The sequence below is a fragment of the Aequorivita viscosa genome (assembly GCF_900106795.1).
In the GTDB taxonomy this organism is placed as follows: domain Bacteria; phylum Bacteroidota; class Bacteroidia; order Flavobacteriales; family Flavobacteriaceae; genus Aequorivita; species Aequorivita viscosa.
This window is the reverse complement of sequence record NZ_FNNS01000002.1, coordinates 117,543-134,680: the sequence shown is the minus strand read 5'-3', so window position 1 is coordinate 134,680 and position 17,138 is coordinate 117,543. Positions and strand designations below refer to the sequence as shown.

The following is a 17,138-nucleotide window of genomic DNA, read 5'->3' as shown; positions in this document are numbered from 1 at the left end:
TCGATACTATGAATACTGAAAACACGGCCTTACACAAAGAAAATGGTGAACATAGTCACGCAACCCTCAATTTTTTAGGTGAAAACACCGAACTCTATTTCGCGATAATTAGTGGCATATTTTGGGTAACCGGAATTGTCCTCTCGTTTATCTCGAACGTTTCAGAGACGATAATTACGACCCTGTTTATTATCGGAGCTTTTTTTGGAGGAGTTTTTACCTTTTTTTCCGCTGGTAAAGGGCTATTAAGAGGAAAATTTGAAATTGATTTCTTAATGTTATTCGCAGCCATTGGAGCTGCTTTTTTGGGTAAGTGGGGCGAAAGTGCTTTGTTACTTTTCTTATTCAGCTTGGGGCACGCGTTAGAGCATTATGCCATGAAACGTGCGCGAAAATCAATTTCGGCACTTTCTGATCTAGCACCTCCAACTGCTTTGATTAAGCGCAACGGCGAATTAGCAGAAGTGCATATCAAAACACTTAAAGTGGGAGATATAATAGTTGTTAGACCAAATTCCACAATTGCTGCCGACGGGGTAGTGGCAAAAGGCTCAAGCGCTGTAGATCAAGCAGCGATAACAGGTGAGAGTATGCCAGTTTCAAAACATCCCGATTCCAATTGGCAAAAGGAAACAGATATAAAAAAACTTCTTCCAGAACACCGGGTTTTTGCTGGTACCATAAATGGAAGCGGTGCCCTAGAGATTAAAGTTTTAAAAGAAGCAAAAGACAGTACACTTTCACGATTAATCTATCTAGTAAACGAAGCCGAAACACAAAAATCGCCAACGCAACACCTCACAGACAACTTTGAAAAATACTATGTTCCTTCCGTTTTAATTTTAATTGGGATTCTATTATTCGCTTTCGTTGTAATAGACGAAACTTTTGAGCAGAGTTTTTACAGGGCGATGTCTGTACTAATTGCTGCTTCGCCATGTGCCTTGGCTATTTCAACCCCAAGTGCTGTATTGGCAGGAATCGCCCGAGCTGCCCGACAAGGAGTATTGATTAAAGGAGGCCGTCCGCTTGAAGATTTAGGTTCTATTCAAGCCATAGCATTCGACAAAACAGGCACTTTAACCGAAGGCCGGCCTAGATTAACGCACGCCATTCCGTTTGGCAAAATAACAAAAGCCCAGCTGTTAGAAGTTTCAGTTGCCGTAGAAGCATTGAGCGACCACCCATTGGCCGCCGCAATTGTGAATGGCGGAAGAAATGAACTGGGTGATATCGAAATTCCAAAAGCTGAAAACTTAAAAGCCTTAACTGCAAGGGGAATCCAAGCCTATTGGAATGGAAGTCTCGTACATATTGGCAATAGAAGGCTTTTTGAAGAATTAACAGGAGCGCCCGTACCTGAAGAAATAGACCAGAAAATGGCCAAACTCGAAGCAGATGGGCACACAGCGATGATCGTCCATCGCGCTACGGAATATTTAGGGATCATCTCGGCAATGGATGTCGCGCGTCCCGAAGCTATTTCAACCTTAGCAACATTGAAAAAAATAGGCATAAAGCGAATGGTGATGCTTACAGGCGATAATCAACTTGTAGCTAACGCCATTGCTAAGAATATTGGAATAACCGACCCTATGGGGAATTTACTTCCAGAAGATAAAGTAAAATCGATTGAGCAATTAATAGATCAAGAAGGCGGTGTAGCCATGGTTGGCGACGGCGTAAATGATGCCCCTGCAATGGCCAAAAGCACTGTGGGTATTGCAATGGGCGCGGCGGGTTCAGATGTGGCCCTAGAAACAGCCGATATTGCGTTAATGGCGGATAAATTAGATAATCTCCCCTTCGCCATTGGCCTAAGTAGAGAAGCGAAAAGAATTATTAAGCAAAACCTAATAATCAGTTTGGGGATGGTTGCCGTTTTGGTTCCCTTAACCCTAATGGGCACCATAGCCATTGGCCCAGCCGTAGTATTCCATGAAGGTTCTACTTTGGTTGTTGTACTGAATGCTTTAAGGTTGTTGAGGTATGAGCTTAAATAGGGTTACGCTTTCTAATCACAACCACTACAATTTAAAACAACCCTTCAATAACTCCATTCTTGTCAATTGTGATTCTTTCGGCAGCGGGTGTAGCGGGTAATCCTGGCATGCGTAACATAGCACCTGCAATGGGAATAATAAAACCTGCGCCAGTTGCAATTTCAAACTCCCTAATGGTAATTTCAAAGTTTTCTGGGCGTCCTAAGAGTTTTTGATCATCACTAAAGCTTTTCTCTGTTTTTGCCATACAGATTGGTAAGTTGCTATATCCCATCCCTTCAAATTTGCGCAATTGTGAGGCCGCTAGCTTGCTTAAAACCACTTTGTCAGCACCATAGATTGTTTTTCCAATTTTATTCATTTTCTCGTGGGCGCTATCTTCAAGGCTATAGGTAGGTTGATATTTGCTGGTACAGGATTCAGCAGCCTTTACAACTTCGGTAGCTAAATCTGTACATCCCTTTCCGCCTTTTTCCCAACCAAAACTCAAGGCGACAGGAATGTTTAATTTCTTACAGTGATTCTTAATAACATTAATTTCAGCTTCAGTATCAGAATTAAAAGCATTAATAGAAACAACAATAGGAATTCCAAAACTTTTTAGACTGGTAATATGTCTTTCCAAATTTGGAAGTCCTTTTTTAAGTGCTTCCACGTCTTCCTTCGTTATTTCTTTTAACGACTTTCCGCCGTGGTATTTTAACGCTCGTATAGTTGCCACTACAACAATCGTTTTAGGAGAAATACCAGCTGCGCGGCACTTAATGTTTAAAAACTTCTCCGCGCCCAAATCTGAACCGAAACCAGCTTCGGTAACGGTATAATCGCTTAAAGTCATCCCCATTTTTGTCGCTATTATAGAATTAGTCCCTTGCGCAATATTGGCAAAAGGCCCTCCGTGAATAATTGCAGGATTTGCTTCTAAAGTTTGAACTAAATTAGGTTTTATAGCGTCTTTTAAAAGCACCGCCATAGCACCTTCGGCATTTAGTTGTTTTGCGAAAACAGGTCTTCCTTCCCAAGTATCGCCCACATAGATATTCCCGCATCTTTCTTTTAGATCTTCTAAACCTGATGCCATACACAAAATCGCCATTATCTCGGAAGCTGCAGTAATATTAAAGCCCGTTTCGCGAGGAACGCCGCCGGCTTTTCCGCCAAGTGCAGATACAATATTTCGCAAGCCTCGGTCATTCATGTCCATACACCGTTTCCAAATTACAGTTCTCGGATCTATACCAAGGCTTCTTGTCTTACTTTGAATGTTGTTTTCAATGAGTGCTGCAAGGAGGTTATTGGCTTTTTCAATAGCGTGAAAATCTCCAGTAAAATGAAGGTTAATATCCTCCATCGGAATAACCTGACTCCAACCGCCACCAGCTGCGCCTCCTTTTATTCCAAAAACAGGGCCTAAACTTGGCTCTCGAATAACGACTACCGCTTTTTTGCCGATAATATTGAGTGCATCTACTAGTCCAATAGATGTGGTCGTTTTTCCTTCCCCTGGAGGAGTAGGGGTGATAGCGGTTACTAAAATAAGATTGTTATTGCTTACTTTTTCTTCATTTATAATATCTAACGGAAGTTTTGCTTTGTCGTTTCCGTAGTATTCCAGCTTGTCTTCTGGAATATTTAATTTTGCTGCTATTTCTTTAATATGCTTCGGAGTTACGCTTTGGGCAATTTGTATTTCTGTCATGAGATTAGTTTTTTTGGATGATATAAAACATGAGTTCTATTTCTGTAAAGCGAATTTTGAGGTTTAAAAAAGCCTTAAATCTATCGTGCGTATCACCAAAATCGAGGTGAAAAGTACGTTTCATTGCACTCACTTTTTGAACCGTAATTTTTTTAAAGCGTAAAGATAAAGTTTCAATACAGGAATTAATATGATAATTGTCAACAGGTTCTATGGCTGATAGGGTATTTGTAAGGATAAAAGGTTCAAAAAAATTCAGGCTTAATTAGCAGGCCTATTTTTTCGTTTTATCTGTAAAGGACATATATCATTTGAGAATAATGAAATGAGCTTCTACGGGAATTTAAAAAATAATTTGCCAATTCGGTAAAAGTGAAGATGTTTAGGTTTCCACTTTATTCAGCTGGTTACGAATAGCGTAGTTGTAATAATCCCTTTCTTATCTGGCAACACAACGACCGATATTTGTGCTTCTTCTTTTATCTGAAAATTAAAAGGAGGTGCTAACAAGTTTATACCGCTTTGCTTTTTTAACCTATTTCCCTGTCCCGAAATAATATCTTTATTGGGAATAAAGTCACCGTCGGGTATATGTTCAGTTAGAATAACATATTTAAAAGCAGCTAATTTATTTACGATTCGTTGTACTTCTTCATTTGATATATGTTGCAACACTTGTCTTACCAAAGCACAATCTCCAGTAGGTAAATTTGTTGTTGCGATGTTTAAACAGTGAAATTCTAGATTATCTGCTTTAAATTTTTCTTTATTGCGTGTTATAAGGCTCGGCACTATGTCTACGGCAATATATTTTTTGGTAAGAGGTACCAATTCTTTCCCTACATTAAAATCCCCGCACCCCAAATCACAAACCGTTAACGGATTTTTAAAAGAAGTTAAAAAAGCAGTTACCGCTTCAACATACGGATTTACAATTTCTGCTAGATGCGATCCCTCGCCTGAATAAAAATCAGTTTTGCCACCACCCCATAAATTCATTTCATACACTTGCTCCATAGCACGTTTTGTTGGCCACGGCTTTTTTACTTTTTTAGTATGGTTTTCTTCTTTCTCCACAAGCTACCTATTTTTCAATAAGATTGAATTAAACTGAGATTTTCAATTTTAAAAATATTGATAAGTGCCGGATTGCGTATTAAAACCTAGGTTCTGAAAGAGAATATAGTACACGGAAAAAATTTAGAAAGGAGTTTAAATACAATTTAAGTAAAAAACCTGCAACAGGGAAATGTAATAAATAGAATGCTGTTTAATCTATCCAGACTATTTCTTACCGTTTATTAAGCATCAGTAGTTCCTCCAAAAAACTTCGGCTATTAGATAATCGTGGAATTTTATGTTGTCCGCCGAGTTTGTTGTTTTCTTTTAACCAATCATAGAAAAGACGTTCGCGTGCCGGATGGATTTTCAAGATGTTTAAAGTTGTATTATTAAAACGTTTTGCTTCGTAATCACTATTCACTTCCTGCAAGGCAGAATCTAAAATCTGTGTAAAAGTGTGTAGATCCTTTGGTGGCGATTTAAATTCTATAATCCATTCGTGAGCTCCTTTTTCCTTGCCTTCCATAAATATTGGGGCTACGGTATAATCAACAATTTCAGAATTTGTAACTTGAGTCGTTTTTCGCAATGCTTCTTCGGCATTTTCAATTATTAATTCTTCGCCAAAAACGTTAATGTGATGCTTGGTTCTTCCCGTAACTTTAATACGATATGGATTGGTTGAAGTAAAGCGAATGGTATCTCCAATTTGATATCGCCATAGTCCAGCGTTGGTAGTAATAACCAAAGCATAGTTCTTTCCTTCTTCTACTTCGCTCAACGGAATTACTTTTTCATCAGGAGTGCCATAGGTGTCCATCGGAATGAATTCATAAAAAATACCGTAATCCAACATTAACAATAATTCCTTGTTTTCATTTCTGTCCTGAATGGCAAAAAATCCTTCGGAAGCATTGTAAATTTCATAATATCTAAAGTCGCTTCTAGGCAATAATTTATTGTATTGGTCAATATAAGGCTCAAAATTTACCCCACCGTGAAAATACACTTCCAGGTTGGGCCATACTTCAAACAGGTTCTTTTTTCCTGTTGCCTCCATTACGTGGTTCAACAACACGAGCATCCAAGAAGGTACACCGGCAAGACTTGTTACATTTTCTTTTATAGTTTCGTTTACAATGGCTTGCATCTTGGTTTCCCAATCGCCCATAAGTGAAATTTCATTGCTTGGCGTGCTGCTGTACTCGGCCCAAAACGGCATATTATCTATTAAAATAGCCGATAAGTCGCCAAAAACAGTTCCGTTTTCTTCATATAATTGTTTGCTTCCTCCAAGTCTTAAACTTTTCCCTAGAAATAATTGGGCATCTGGATTGTTGTTGAGGTACATACACAAAAGATCCTTGCTAGCTGCATAGTGGCAATCTTCTAACGAATCATTTGTAACAGGAATAAACTTGCTTTTTGAATTGGTTGTGCCGCTCGATTTTGCAAACCATTTAATAGGCGTAGGCCAAAAAATGTTTGTTTCTCCTTTTCGCGCTCTTTCAATCATTGCTTCGTTTTGTTCGTAGGTTGTAATTGGAATTCGGTCGGCAAATTCGCGATAGGTTTTAATGCTGCTAAACTCGTATTTATTTCCAATTTCGGTATATTTTGCTTTGTTTAATAAACCGAAAAGCAGTTCTTCTTGAACCTCAATGGGGTATTTTAGAAACAGGTCTATTTGGTGAAACCGTTTTTTTAAAAACCACGAAGCGATTGAGTTTACAATGGGGATTGGCATATTTTAAAGTATCTTTATGCTATAAAAGTAGCAAATTTCCACTTAGTAAGTTGTCGGTTTAATTACTTTTGAAACGATTGCTTGTAGGGCGTTTTAAAAACTCCCGCTTTTAAAAGTCAAACTCCCCTTAATGCATCATTTAAAAATGTAAAAAGTATTGGAGCGTAATGAGTTAAGAAGAATGCTAATGTTTAATTCTAGAATTTATTAAAAAATATGAAATATCAAGGTGTCCTCACAAAAATGCAGACTGAAAATGGTTCGCCCATTCAGTATTATCTCGTTTTTGAGAATGATTTTTTAAATATGAATCAATTATTAGATAAAAAAATTAGCATTCGCTTTTTAGGATATCAATGTTTGAATTGTGAACTTCAGAAAAAAATATATCGCCAAGGCTTTTGTTACGATTGTTTTTTTGAAGCTCCACAAGCCGCAGCGTGGATTATAAATCCTGAGTTAAGTCAGGCGCATTTGGGTATAGAAGACAGGGACCTTGACTATGAAAAAAGTGTACAACTGCGACCTCATGTGGTATATTTAGCAAATAGTAGTAGCGTAAAAGTGGGTGTTACCCGAAAAACGCAAGTTCCCACCCGATGGATAGACCAAGGGGCTCACGAAGCCATTGAAATTGTTGAAGTCCCAAACCGATATCTAGCTGGAATTACTGAAATTGCTTTAAAAGATTATGTGAGCGATAAAACCAATTGGCGCAATATGCTGAAAAACGACATAACCGATGAAGATTTGGTTGCTTGGCGTGAAAAGCTCAAAAAATACATTCCTGCTGAAGCTCTTGATTATTATTTAGAAAACAATTCAGAAACTAATCTGCTGTTTCCGGTACTGCGATATCCAGAAAAACCGAAGTCTTTAAATCTTGAAAAAACACCTTTGTATGAAGGGGTTTTAAAAGGAATAAAAGGGCAGTACCTTATTTTTGAAGACGATACAGTTTTTAATGTTCGGAGTAACGAAGGCTATATTGTATCTCTAGTTATTAACTAAGGGGCTTGTTGCATAAAATATGTGCTTAATTCCCTATAAAAAGTGAAACGGGAATGAGATTACGGAGTTTTCGTGGAATCTTTATTCTTTTTTCTTCCACCCATAATTCCTTCAAAGATATTTTTTATTTTATCTGTGGTTTGTTGCTGGGTGTTTTGTTGCTGGTTTGTATTACCGGAATTATTCCCAGTTGATGTTTTTGTGGTGTCCTTTTTAGTGTTTCCTTCTAAAAAATCTTCCAAAATACCTGCTCCTTTATCTATTAGTTTATCCTTTTGTTTGGCTATTAACTCTTGGGTTAATTTGTTTATTGCAGTTTCTGTGTTTAGCGAGACTTGAGGGCTTGTAAACGAACCTTTTAATCCTATTGGCAATGCAACCCGCATAGCCTCAGCTTCTTTTGGATCGAGCTTTTGAAGTAATTTAGTGATGTCGCTCCCCAAATATTTGGCAGGCACATCGAGCACCAAATTATAATCTATGGTTTTGTCTAAACCGTGTGTTCCAGAAACAGCAACATCGACACCTTTAACGTCAAAATGAAAAGGTTTAACTTCAATTCTACCGTTGTTGAAGGTTAGGTTGGTAGTTACGTTTTTTAAGCTAAGACGCTCTAGATTTAGAAATGAAACTTTATTTCCTAGAGCCGAAAGTAGCGGTGCATCCTTCGTATCAACTTCTGCTGTTAGTACTTGAGCCAAAGCTGTTCCGGCTAAGGTTGAAAGTTGCGGTGAAAGGTCGTTTGTCATATTTCCACTTAACTCAAATTTTGTATTTAGACTTCCGTGCAATGCTTTTGCAATGGGCACTAAGTACTGAAACATTTCAAGTTTTTCGAAAGATTGGGTAATGTCTATTTTACTTAAATCCAAATTCATTGCGAATGTTGGAACTTCATTTTTTGTAGACACATTTCCTGAAAGCGCGATATTACCTCCAAAAATATCTGAAGTAAAATTGCGGATCGAAATTGTTTCATTTTGAATAGTAGCAGTTCCTTTGGCATTTTTCAATTCCATATCGCCATAGATAACTGTATTGGCGTTGAAATCTAAAGTTGCATCTAAAAAATCCGGTATTTTAACCGCCTCTGGAGCTTGATTTTTTTGCTGTGTTCCTTTTAATTCAGAAGTTTTATTGCTTGGTGAATTATCTGTTGTTGCCATAAAATCATTCACATTAAAAGTGTTAGACTGAACAGCAAAGCGTCCTTTTAAATCTTGTTTACTCACCAAAAACGGAATCAAATTCTGAATATTTCCTGAGGCTTTTATATCGGTTTGGCCTGTTTTGGCATTTAATTCTTTTAGGGTAAATGCGCCCGGTTGAAGCGAAAGACTTGCGTTTGTAACTTTCAATTCGTTTTTAAATCCAGCGTCATATGTAAAGTTTGTTAGGCTCGCAGTTCCGCGAATATCCATTTTTTGATACTGTTCTTTTTCCACCGATTCCATATCAAAACGAGCAAAAATATCAGCTTTAAAAATTCCGCTGAGGTCTTGTTCCATTTCCATAGGAAGCACTTTTTTGATGTTAGCCAAGTTTAGCGTGCCTTGCATTTCAAGGTTTATCAACGGGTTTTCGGTCATGTTTTTAATATTCCCGTTCATTCTAAAAGGTTCGCCGTCTATTCTAAAAGTTAGTTTTGGAATGTTGAGGTAGGTGTCTTTCAATAAACCCGTTTCGTTCTTAAGCTGTGCGTCAATTGTAATGTTATCTACTGTTTTTGGTAAATCTGGATATTTAAAGGAGGCGTTGTCGCTAGTTACTTTAATGTCCATCGTAGGAATATAGGTTTCATCCACAATTCCTTTTAACATTCCTGTAACGATGAAGTTCCCTGTTGTTTTTACATCGCTTATTTGTTTCAAATAAGTCTCAGGAATCACCGCAAGAAAGTTTTTAAAATCTGACGAAGGTGTTTTAAACGTAATGTCCACTTCGTTATTGGTTTCATTTATTTTCACGAAACCATCAAAAGTCAAGGCTAAGTCGTTGATTTTTGCTTCGTTTTCCAAAAACGTGTATTGCTGGTTTTTTAAATCTAATTTAAAAACAGCATCAAGCGAAACTCGATTTTTTGTGAGGTATTCGGTCTCGTCAAATTTGAATGAAACAAAGGCTTGGGTTTTGGTGTCGAGGTTGCTTATTTCTTCAGATAAATCGCCACTTCCTGTATGCTGAACATCTGTAAGTGTTAGGTACGTTTTGTTTTGTTTATCTAGATAATTAATCCGTGAGTTTGTAATTTCATAATTCCGAAGGTCAAACGTAAACCCTTCTTCTGAGGTGTTTTCTGAAACAACGGCGTTTTCGTCCTTTATTGCAACGTCGTAATTGGCATTTCCGAGAGAGTCAATTTTAATGTTGATAAGGGCATTATCAAGTTTTACGGCATCGATTTTTAAATCTTTCGATTTGAACAGCTGCATAATGCCCATATCCAGTTTTAGGGTATTGCCACTTGCAAGTGTATCTCCTAAAAATGGAGCTTTATTTGTTACACTAAAATTGTTTAATTTAAGTGATGCATCTGGGAAACTGCTAAAAAGGCTCAGGTCTAGCTCTTGCCATTCAACCGTGGCATTAAGGTTTTCATTAATCGTGCGTTTAAGCATTTTCTCCAAACTTCCTTTAAAAAGAAAAGGGGCGGCAATTAATAATAGAACCAAAACACCTATAATGATTCCAAATATTTTAAACGCTTTTTTCATAATCTTTAGTAGTTATATTTTTTAAAAACTGTGTCGAAACCACTTCAAATAAAGCAGTTTTTGATATATTTTTACACCTTTACGCAAATGTAAGGTGAAGTCTATTTCTTTTCCTTAATTTCATCTTAAATGTTAAATCTTGAACAACGACCAATCCACTCATAATCTTTATCTCTCCCTCGGAAGTAATATGGGCGATCGCTTTACTAATCTACAAAATGCGGTAGATAGTCTTTTTAAAGATGTGGGAGCTATTTTTAAAATATCACCGGTTTATGAAACTCCAGCAATTGGATTTGATGGCGCTCCATTTTTAAACTGTGCTGTGTTGGTAAATACTGAGCTAAGTCCAACAAAAGCGTTAAAAGCCATTCTTCAAATTGAAAAAAAATTAGGTAGGGTCCGAAACCGTTCGGGAGAATATAATTCTAGACCCATTGATATCGACATCATTTTTATTGATGAAATGATTATTAATTCTGAAACACTAATCGTTCCTCATCCACGCATGGAGGATCGCAAATTTGTTTTGGAGCCATTAACTCATTTAGACCTTCAGTTTACACATCCCATTTCGCACAAGTCGATTGCTGCACTTTTGAAAGAAATTCGAGACGATAGTGAAATTGTAAAACAAGCGAAATGGCTGAACAATCCAATGCGGGATTATAATATTTCGCAATTCAATTATATGGCGATTGAAGGCAATATTGGCGCAGGAAAAACAAGTTTGGCTACAAAAATTGCACACGATTTTAATGCAAAATTAATTTTAGAGCGGTTTAAAGACAATCCGTTTTTACCCAAATTTTATGAAGATGCTGTGCGGTATGCTTTTCCACTAGAAATGTCGTTTTTGGCAGACCGTTATCAGCAATTGGTGGATGATATTACACAATTCGATTTGTTTAAAGAATCGGTCGTGTCGGATTATGACGTCAATAAATCGTTGATTTTTGCAAGTATTACCTTACCGGAAGAAGAATATGCGCTTTATAGAAAGCTATTTCAAGTGATGCATAAAGACTTGCCCAAGCCCGATATTTATGTTTATCTATACCAAAATACAGAGCGACTCTTGCAAAACATTAAAAAACGTGGGAGAAAATATGAAAAATCTATTGCGCCAGATTACCTTCAGAAATTAAATGCGGGATACCTTGAGTTTATCAAGTCGCAAGATTCAGGAAATATTAAAATTATAGATATTTCTGAAATGGATTTTGTAAAAAACAGAGCAGATTACTTGGAGATTCTGAAACGAATCGTGAATTAAAATCGTTTAACTTCTAGTTTTATTGCTTAAAATAGGCACAGCGTTGATAGCAACTGTGCCTAACTAATAAGTTATTTCATTATCCTAAATAACCCACTGTGTAATATGATTCTAAATGAGTTTGGAACGACAAAATCTTTATTTTTCCTAAATTTTAAAGGGTGAAATAAAGATTTTGATAATAACGCATTAACTTTATGTAGTATTGTTAAAGTCTGTTTATAATACACAATAGGGCTGACATAAAAATAACAAAGGAGTTATACCCTTCTAAGCTTCACTCTAACTATAACGTCAAATTGGTTTAGCATAGGGTCATTTCCGCCTTCCATTTCCATTTCGCTAATATTACTGCTCAATTCCAATTCTGTTTCCGTGATTTTATCAACTTGATAGGTAATTGTCGTGCCATTTTCGTTGTGAATCTTCAATTGGTTTCCATTTAACTCCCAAGTGCCTTGACCAAAAAGTTCATCTGCTTCAAATACTTCAGTTTGCGGAATTCCCAAGGCGGTAATATTCACTTCTACTGAAATGCTACCAGTAACAGAGGTAAATGATTTGTTTTCATTAAACGTAAGTCTGTTTTGTGGATCAATATCGACAAAGCTTCCAGAAATTTCAACAGGAATTGGCATTCCTCCCATATCTATGGTTATTGATGTTGGCTCTACTAAGCCTTCGGTTATCGTCCAGTCTCCAACAATACTAGCAGCGGGTTGACTGTCATCACTTTTAGAACAAGAAATCATGCTAATGATAAAAAAGCTTGCCAATAGTAATTTAATAGTTTTCATAATGTTTTAATTTTTAAAGGAATAGTTAGTGGCCAAAAGTATGAAAATTTATATGGAGGTCAATGATGAAAAGAAAAATATTGATGTTAATATGCGTCTAAAGCCATTTAAATACTGGTGTTTACAAATTATCATAAAGTATTCTTATGATTTTGATTTTCGGTAAATGCTATACGTTATACCTTGAGTACATTCATTATCTTTGCAAAAAATAAAAAATGAGCACACAAGACAATTACGATAGCGGAAGAGGTTCCAAAAAGCCAGGGAAGAATGCAAGAAAGAAAAGTATGGCTCGTGGCAATGCTCCTCTTAAAAATGAAGGCGCTCCAAGAAAAACTGGGCGTCAACAAGACCCAACAACAAGGTCAAAACCAAAATTGAAATTTGATAAAGATGGAAAAGAAATCGGTAGGCGACCAAAACCAGTTGTTCAAGTCAAAAAAAGTAATCCGGCAGATGGAATTCGATTAAATAAATACATCGCCAATAGTGGTGTTTGCTCTCGTCGTGAGGCAGATACTTTCATCGCTACAGGCTTGGTAACGGTAAATGGCGAAATTATTAACGAAATGGGCCATAAAGTTCAGCTGGGTGACGATGTTCGTTTTGACGGACGCCGTCTTAATCCAGAACCAAAAACCTATGTGCTTCTAAACAAGCCTAAAGGGTTTGCAACAACCGACAGTAATTCGAAAGGAATGACAGTAATGGATTTGGTTGCCAATGCAACAACGGCCAAGATTAAGCCTTTTGGACGTTTGGGAAGAAATGCAACGGGATTACTACTATTTACAAATGACGACGAATTTGTTCAGAAATTCATGAAAAAAGGTATAACACGACTTTTTCATGTTGAACTTGATAAAAACTTGAAGCAGGAGCATTTAAAAAAGATTCGCGAAGGTTTTAAAATAGAAGATAAAGAGATTCAGGTTGAAGATATTAGCTATGTGGACAAAGCGCCAAAAAGTGAAGTTGGTTTAAAGATGAAGCATACTGGAAATAGTGTTATCAGAATGATTTTTGAAAGCCTTGGGTATGATGTTGTACGTGTAGATTGCGTAACACTAGGGCCACTCACTAAAAAGGACCTTCCTCGAGGCCGTTATCGTCATCTTACCGAAAACGAGCTCAATTTATTTAGTATGGCTTAGTTTTAAGTGAAAAGTTTTGTAATAGTGATAATTATTAATTTTTTTTTATCACATTTGTATCTTAAATAATAAAGAATTAGTTATTATAAATGGTTGGTTTCTGATGTATTTCAGGAATAAAATTTTAAATGAACAACACATTTTTTCTTCTTCCAGCGTTAACGCTGCAGGTATCTGGTAAAAGTTTCATTCTTAATGCCTTGCCTATTCATATTTAATTTACAAGTTAATTTTTTGTTATACCTTCTCATTCTGGAAGGATTGTCAGAATAGATTTTTAATTTACACTTTTCACCGAAAACTATAGAATGAATACTAAATACATAGATTTAATAAACCAAACGTATTATTTTCCACAAGAAGAATTCCAGATTGGAGAAAATGGGCTTGAATTTCACGGAGTAGATACCATGAAACTTGTTGAAGAATATGGCGCTCCCTTAAAATTCACCTACCTCCCAAAGATTTCAGAAAATATAAACCTGGCGAAAAAATGGTTTAATTCTGCAATTGAAAAACATAACTACAAAGGTAATTATAACTATTGCTACTGTACTAAAAGCTCACACTTTAAGCACGTTTTAGACGAAGCATTAAAGAATGATATTCATATTGAAACGTCTTCCGCTTTCGATATTAATATTGTTGAAAGCCTTAAAAAAACAGGAAAGCTAACGGATAAAACTTTTGTTATTTGCAATGGTTTTAAACGTGAAAGATATATTGAAAATATTGCGCGCCTTATAAATGATGGTCACGAAAATTGTATTCCAATTATAGACAATTACGAAGAAATAGATTTGCTTTCAGATAGCATAAACGATCATTTTCAGGTTGGAATTCGAATAGCTTCAGAAGAAGAACCAAAATTCGAATTTTACACTTCCCGTTTAGGAATAGGATATAAAAACATTATTCCATTTTACGAAAACCAAATTAAAAACAATGATAAAGTGGATCTAAAAATGCTTCACTTCTTTATTAATACAGGTATTCGTGATACTGCCTACTACTGGAACGAGTTGGTAAAATGTTTAAAAGTGTATGTACGCCTTAAAAAAATGTGTCCGTCTTTAGATAGCTTGAATATTGGCGGCGGTTTCCCGATTAAAAATTCACTGCATTTTGAGTACGACTATCAATATATGGTTGATGAAATTATCAATCAAATAAGTATTACTTGTGCTGAAGCCGAGGTGCCAGTTCCAAATATTTTTACCGAATTTGGAAGCTTTACCGTGGGCGAAAGTGGAGGTGCTATTTATGAAATTCTGTACCAAAAGCAGCAAAACGATCGTGAGAAGTGGAATATGATAAACTCTTCGTTTATTACAACCTTGCCTGATACTTGGGCAATTAGTAAGAAGTTTATTATGCTACCTTTAAATCGTTGGAACGACGAATATGAGCGTGTGCTGCTAGGAGGGCTGACGTGCGATAGTGATGACTATTATAACAGTGAGCAGAATATGGCAGCTATTTATTTGCCAAAATTCAGAAAAGAAAAACCGCTCTATATCGGCTTCTTTAATACAGGTGCATATCAGGAAACTATCGGTGGTTTTGGTGGGCTTCAACACTGTTTGATTCCGCAACCAAAACACATTTTAATTGATAGAGACGAAAACAATAATATTACAACTAAACTTTTTTCAGAACAACAAACAAGCGAGCAATTGCTAAACATTTTAGGTTATGAGCACTAAAACGTACGCAGGTATCCCGCAACAGTATGCGGCACTTGAAACATCAAAAATTGTATTGATCCCAGTTCCTTATGACGGAACAAGCACTTGGCAAAAAGGTGCAGACAAAGGTCCCGAGGCCTTTTTGGATGCTTCAGAAAATATGGAGCTTTACGACATTGAAACCCAATCAGAGGTTTACAAACAGGGCGTTTATTTGGCCGATGCCATTACCGAAAATTCTTCGCCAGAAGCAATGGTAGACGCAGTGCACAAAACAACGAAGGACTATATTAAACGCAACAAATTTGTTACTTTATTTGGAGGCGAGCATAGTATATCTATTGGATCTATTCGAGCGTTTAATGAATGCTTCGACGATCTTACAGTGCTTCATATTGATGCGCACGCCGATTTACGTAAAGAATACGAAGGAACTAAATGCAATCACGCTTGTGCTGTGTACGAAGCGAGCCAGACTACAAACTTGATTCAAGTTGGTATTCGTAGTATGGATGTTGCTGAAACTAGAGTTATGGACGAGGAGAAAGTTTTTTTCGCTCATGATATGGTAAAAGATGAATATTGGATTGATAAAGTTATTGAAGCTTTAGGCGAAAATGTTTTTATCACCTTCGATCTTGACGCTTTTGACCCTTCAATTTTACCTTCTACTGGAACTCCTGAACCAGGTGGGTTATTTTGGTATGAAACACTAGATTTCTTAAAACAAGTTTTTGAAGAACGAAATGTTGTAGGGTTCGACATTGTAGAACTTTGTCCGAAAGAAGACGAGAAATCTTCAGACTTTGTAGCGGCTAAACTTTATTATAAGATGTTGTCGTATAAATTTGAAGGAGTAGAAGAGGGCGACGACTACGAAAACAATTATAATATCTCCATTCCGACAGAATCGGGTAAAAAAGGTAATTCTAAATTTAATACAGACGAAGATGAGTACTAACAAAGGGGCTATTTCCCAATTTATTGAAAAATATTATTTACACTTTAACGCTGCCGCTCTCGTGGATGCTGCAAAGGGCTATGAAGCACAACTTGCTAAGGGCTCAAAAATGCTAGTATCCCTTGGAGGCGCTATGAGTACTGCTGAATTAGGCAAAATTTTTGCTGAAATGATTCGCCAAGACAAAGTTCAAATAATATCTTGTACGGGAGCTAACCTTGAAGAAGACATTATGAATCTTGTGGCGCATAGCCATTATAAGCGCATTCCAAATTATCGCGATTTAACGCCGCAAGACGAATGGGATTTGCTTGAAAAAGGATTAAATCGAGTTACAGATACGTGTATTCCTGAGGAAGAAGCTTTCCGAAGAATTCAAAAGCACATTGTGAAAATCTGGAAAGATGCAGAAGCAGAAGGCAAGCGTTATCTGCCACACGAGTATATGTACAAATTACTTCTAAGTGGGGTAATGGAAGAGCATTACGAAATAGATTTAAAGGATTCCTGGATGTATGCTGCTGCCGAAAAAAACCTACCTATAATTTGCCCAGGTTGGGAAGATAGCACAATGGGAAACATCTTTGCTAGCTATGTTTTGAAGGGAGAGTTGAAAGCTTCTACAATGAAAAGTGGAATTGAATACATGACTTTCCTTGCAGATTGGTATACTGAAAACTCTAAAAACGGAATAGGATTTTTCCAAATTGGAGGTGGAATTTCTGGAGATTTTCCAATTTGTGTAGTGCCAATGCTTTATCAGGATATGGAGCGTCCAGAGACTCCTTTTTGGAGCTATTTCTGCCAAATCAGTGATTCAACCACCAGTTTTGGAAGTTATTCAGGAGCAGTTCCAAATGAAAAAATTACTTGGGGAAAATTGGATATAGACACTCCAAAATTTATAATTGAGAGTGATGCGACTATAGTAGCACCCTTAGTTTTTGCCTACGTGCTTGATATGTAGTAAATTGTGTTAAATTGTTTTGCTGCTCAAGACAAATGTCGTAAATTTGAAGACAA

Annotated in this window: 12 protein-coding genes; 7 read left to right on the top strand and 5 right to left on the bottom strand. The window is 36.7% G+C overall.

Annotated features, from left to right (window positions below):
• Nucleotides 1-8 precede the first annotated feature (8 nt).
• Nucleotides 9-2,003 carry a heavy metal translocating P-type ATPase gene (locus BLW28_RS01575; RefSeq protein WP_083540638.1) on the top strand — a complete coding sequence of 665 codons (1,995 nt, stop codon included), beginning with the start codon at nt 9-11 and terminating at the stop codon, nt 2,001-2,003.
• Between the two features lie 31 nt (nt 2,004-2,034).
• Here BLW28_RS01575 and BLW28_RS01570 read toward each other — a convergent pair whose 3' ends face one another.
• The 3 genes from BLW28_RS01570 to BLW28_RS01560 form a co-directional block, all read right to left on the bottom strand.
• Nucleotides 2,035-3,702, bottom strand: a complete 1,668-nt coding sequence (locus BLW28_RS01570; RefSeq protein WP_073213814.1) for a formate--tetrahydrofolate ligase — start codon at nt 3,700-3,702, stop codon at nt 2,035-2,037.
• 399 nt (nt 3,703-4,101) lie between these two features.
• Nucleotides 4,102-4,719: a class I SAM-dependent methyltransferase gene (locus tag BLW28_RS01565; RefSeq protein WP_083540643.1), complete on the bottom strand. Its 618-nt coding sequence runs from the start codon at nt 4,717-4,719 to the stop codon at nt 4,102-4,104.
• A 274-nt stretch (nt 4,720-4,993) separates the two neighbouring features.
• Complete coding sequence (locus BLW28_RS01560) at nt 4,994-6,511, bottom strand: GH3 auxin-responsive promoter family protein (RefSeq protein WP_073213808.1); 1,518 nt, start codon at nt 6,509-6,511, stop codon at nt 4,994-4,996.
• 216 nt (nt 6,512-6,727) lie between these two features.
• Between BLW28_RS01560 and BLW28_RS01555 the strand changes: the two genes are divergently transcribed.
• On the top strand, nt 6,728-7,522 hold the full coding sequence (locus BLW28_RS01555; protein ID WP_073213805.1) for a DUF2797 domain-containing protein: 795 nt from the start codon (nt 6,728-6,730) through the stop codon (nt 7,520-7,522).
• Nucleotides 7,523-7,581: 59 nt separating this feature from the next.
• On the opposite strand, the gene BLW28_RS01550 is transcribed toward BLW28_RS01555, so the two are convergent.
• On the bottom strand, nt 7,582-10,236 hold the full coding sequence (locus tag BLW28_RS01550; protein ID WP_073213802.1) for an AsmA-like C-terminal region-containing protein: 2,655 nt from the start codon (nt 10,234-10,236) through the stop codon (nt 7,582-7,584).
• 139 nt (nt 10,237-10,375) lie between these two features.
• On the opposite strand from BLW28_RS01550, the gene folK reads away from it, so the two are divergent.
• A complete protein-coding gene (gene folK / locus BLW28_RS01545) occupies nt 10,376-11,512 on the top strand; it encodes a 2-amino-4-hydroxy-6-hydroxymethyldihydropteridine diphosphokinase (protein ID WP_262481091.1) in 1,137 nt (378 codons plus the stop codon).
• Between the two features lie 260 nt (nt 11,513-11,772).
• On the opposite strand, the gene BLW28_RS01540 is transcribed toward folK, so the two are convergent.
• Entirely contained in the window at nt 11,773-12,309 is a 537-nt protein-coding gene (locus BLW28_RS01540) for a lipocalin-like domain-containing protein (protein WP_073213795.1), read from the bottom strand.
• A 218-nt stretch (nt 12,310-12,527) separates the two neighbouring features.
• Between BLW28_RS01540 and BLW28_RS01535 the strand changes: the two genes are divergently transcribed.
• The 4 genes from BLW28_RS01535 to BLW28_RS01520 all read left to right on the top strand — a co-directional run bounded on the left by BLW28_RS01535 (nt 12,528) and on the right by BLW28_RS01520 (nt 17,082).
• A complete protein-coding gene (locus BLW28_RS01535) occupies nt 12,528-13,466 on the top strand; it encodes a pseudouridine synthase (RefSeq protein WP_073213792.1) in 939 nt (312 codons plus the stop codon).
• A 308-nt stretch (nt 13,467-13,774) separates the two neighbouring features.
• The gene (locus tag BLW28_RS01530) at nt 13,775-15,172 is read left to right on the top strand and encodes an arginine decarboxylase (RefSeq protein WP_073213788.1); all 1,398 of its coding nucleotides are present in this window, start codon (nt 13,775-13,777) and stop codon (nt 15,170-15,172) included.
• On the top strand, nt 15,162-16,115 hold the full coding sequence (speB, locus tag BLW28_RS01525) for an agmatinase (protein ID WP_073213786.1): 954 nt from the start codon (nt 15,162-15,164) through the stop codon (nt 16,113-16,115). Before BLW28_RS01530 ends, speB begins: the two co-directional genes overlap by 11 nt.
• A complete protein-coding gene (locus tag BLW28_RS01520) occupies nt 16,105-17,082 on the top strand; it encodes a deoxyhypusine synthase family protein (RefSeq protein ID WP_073213784.1) in 978 nt (325 codons plus the stop codon). Before speB ends, BLW28_RS01520 begins: the two co-directional genes overlap by 11 nt.
• Nucleotides 17,083-17,138 lie beyond the last annotated feature (56 nt).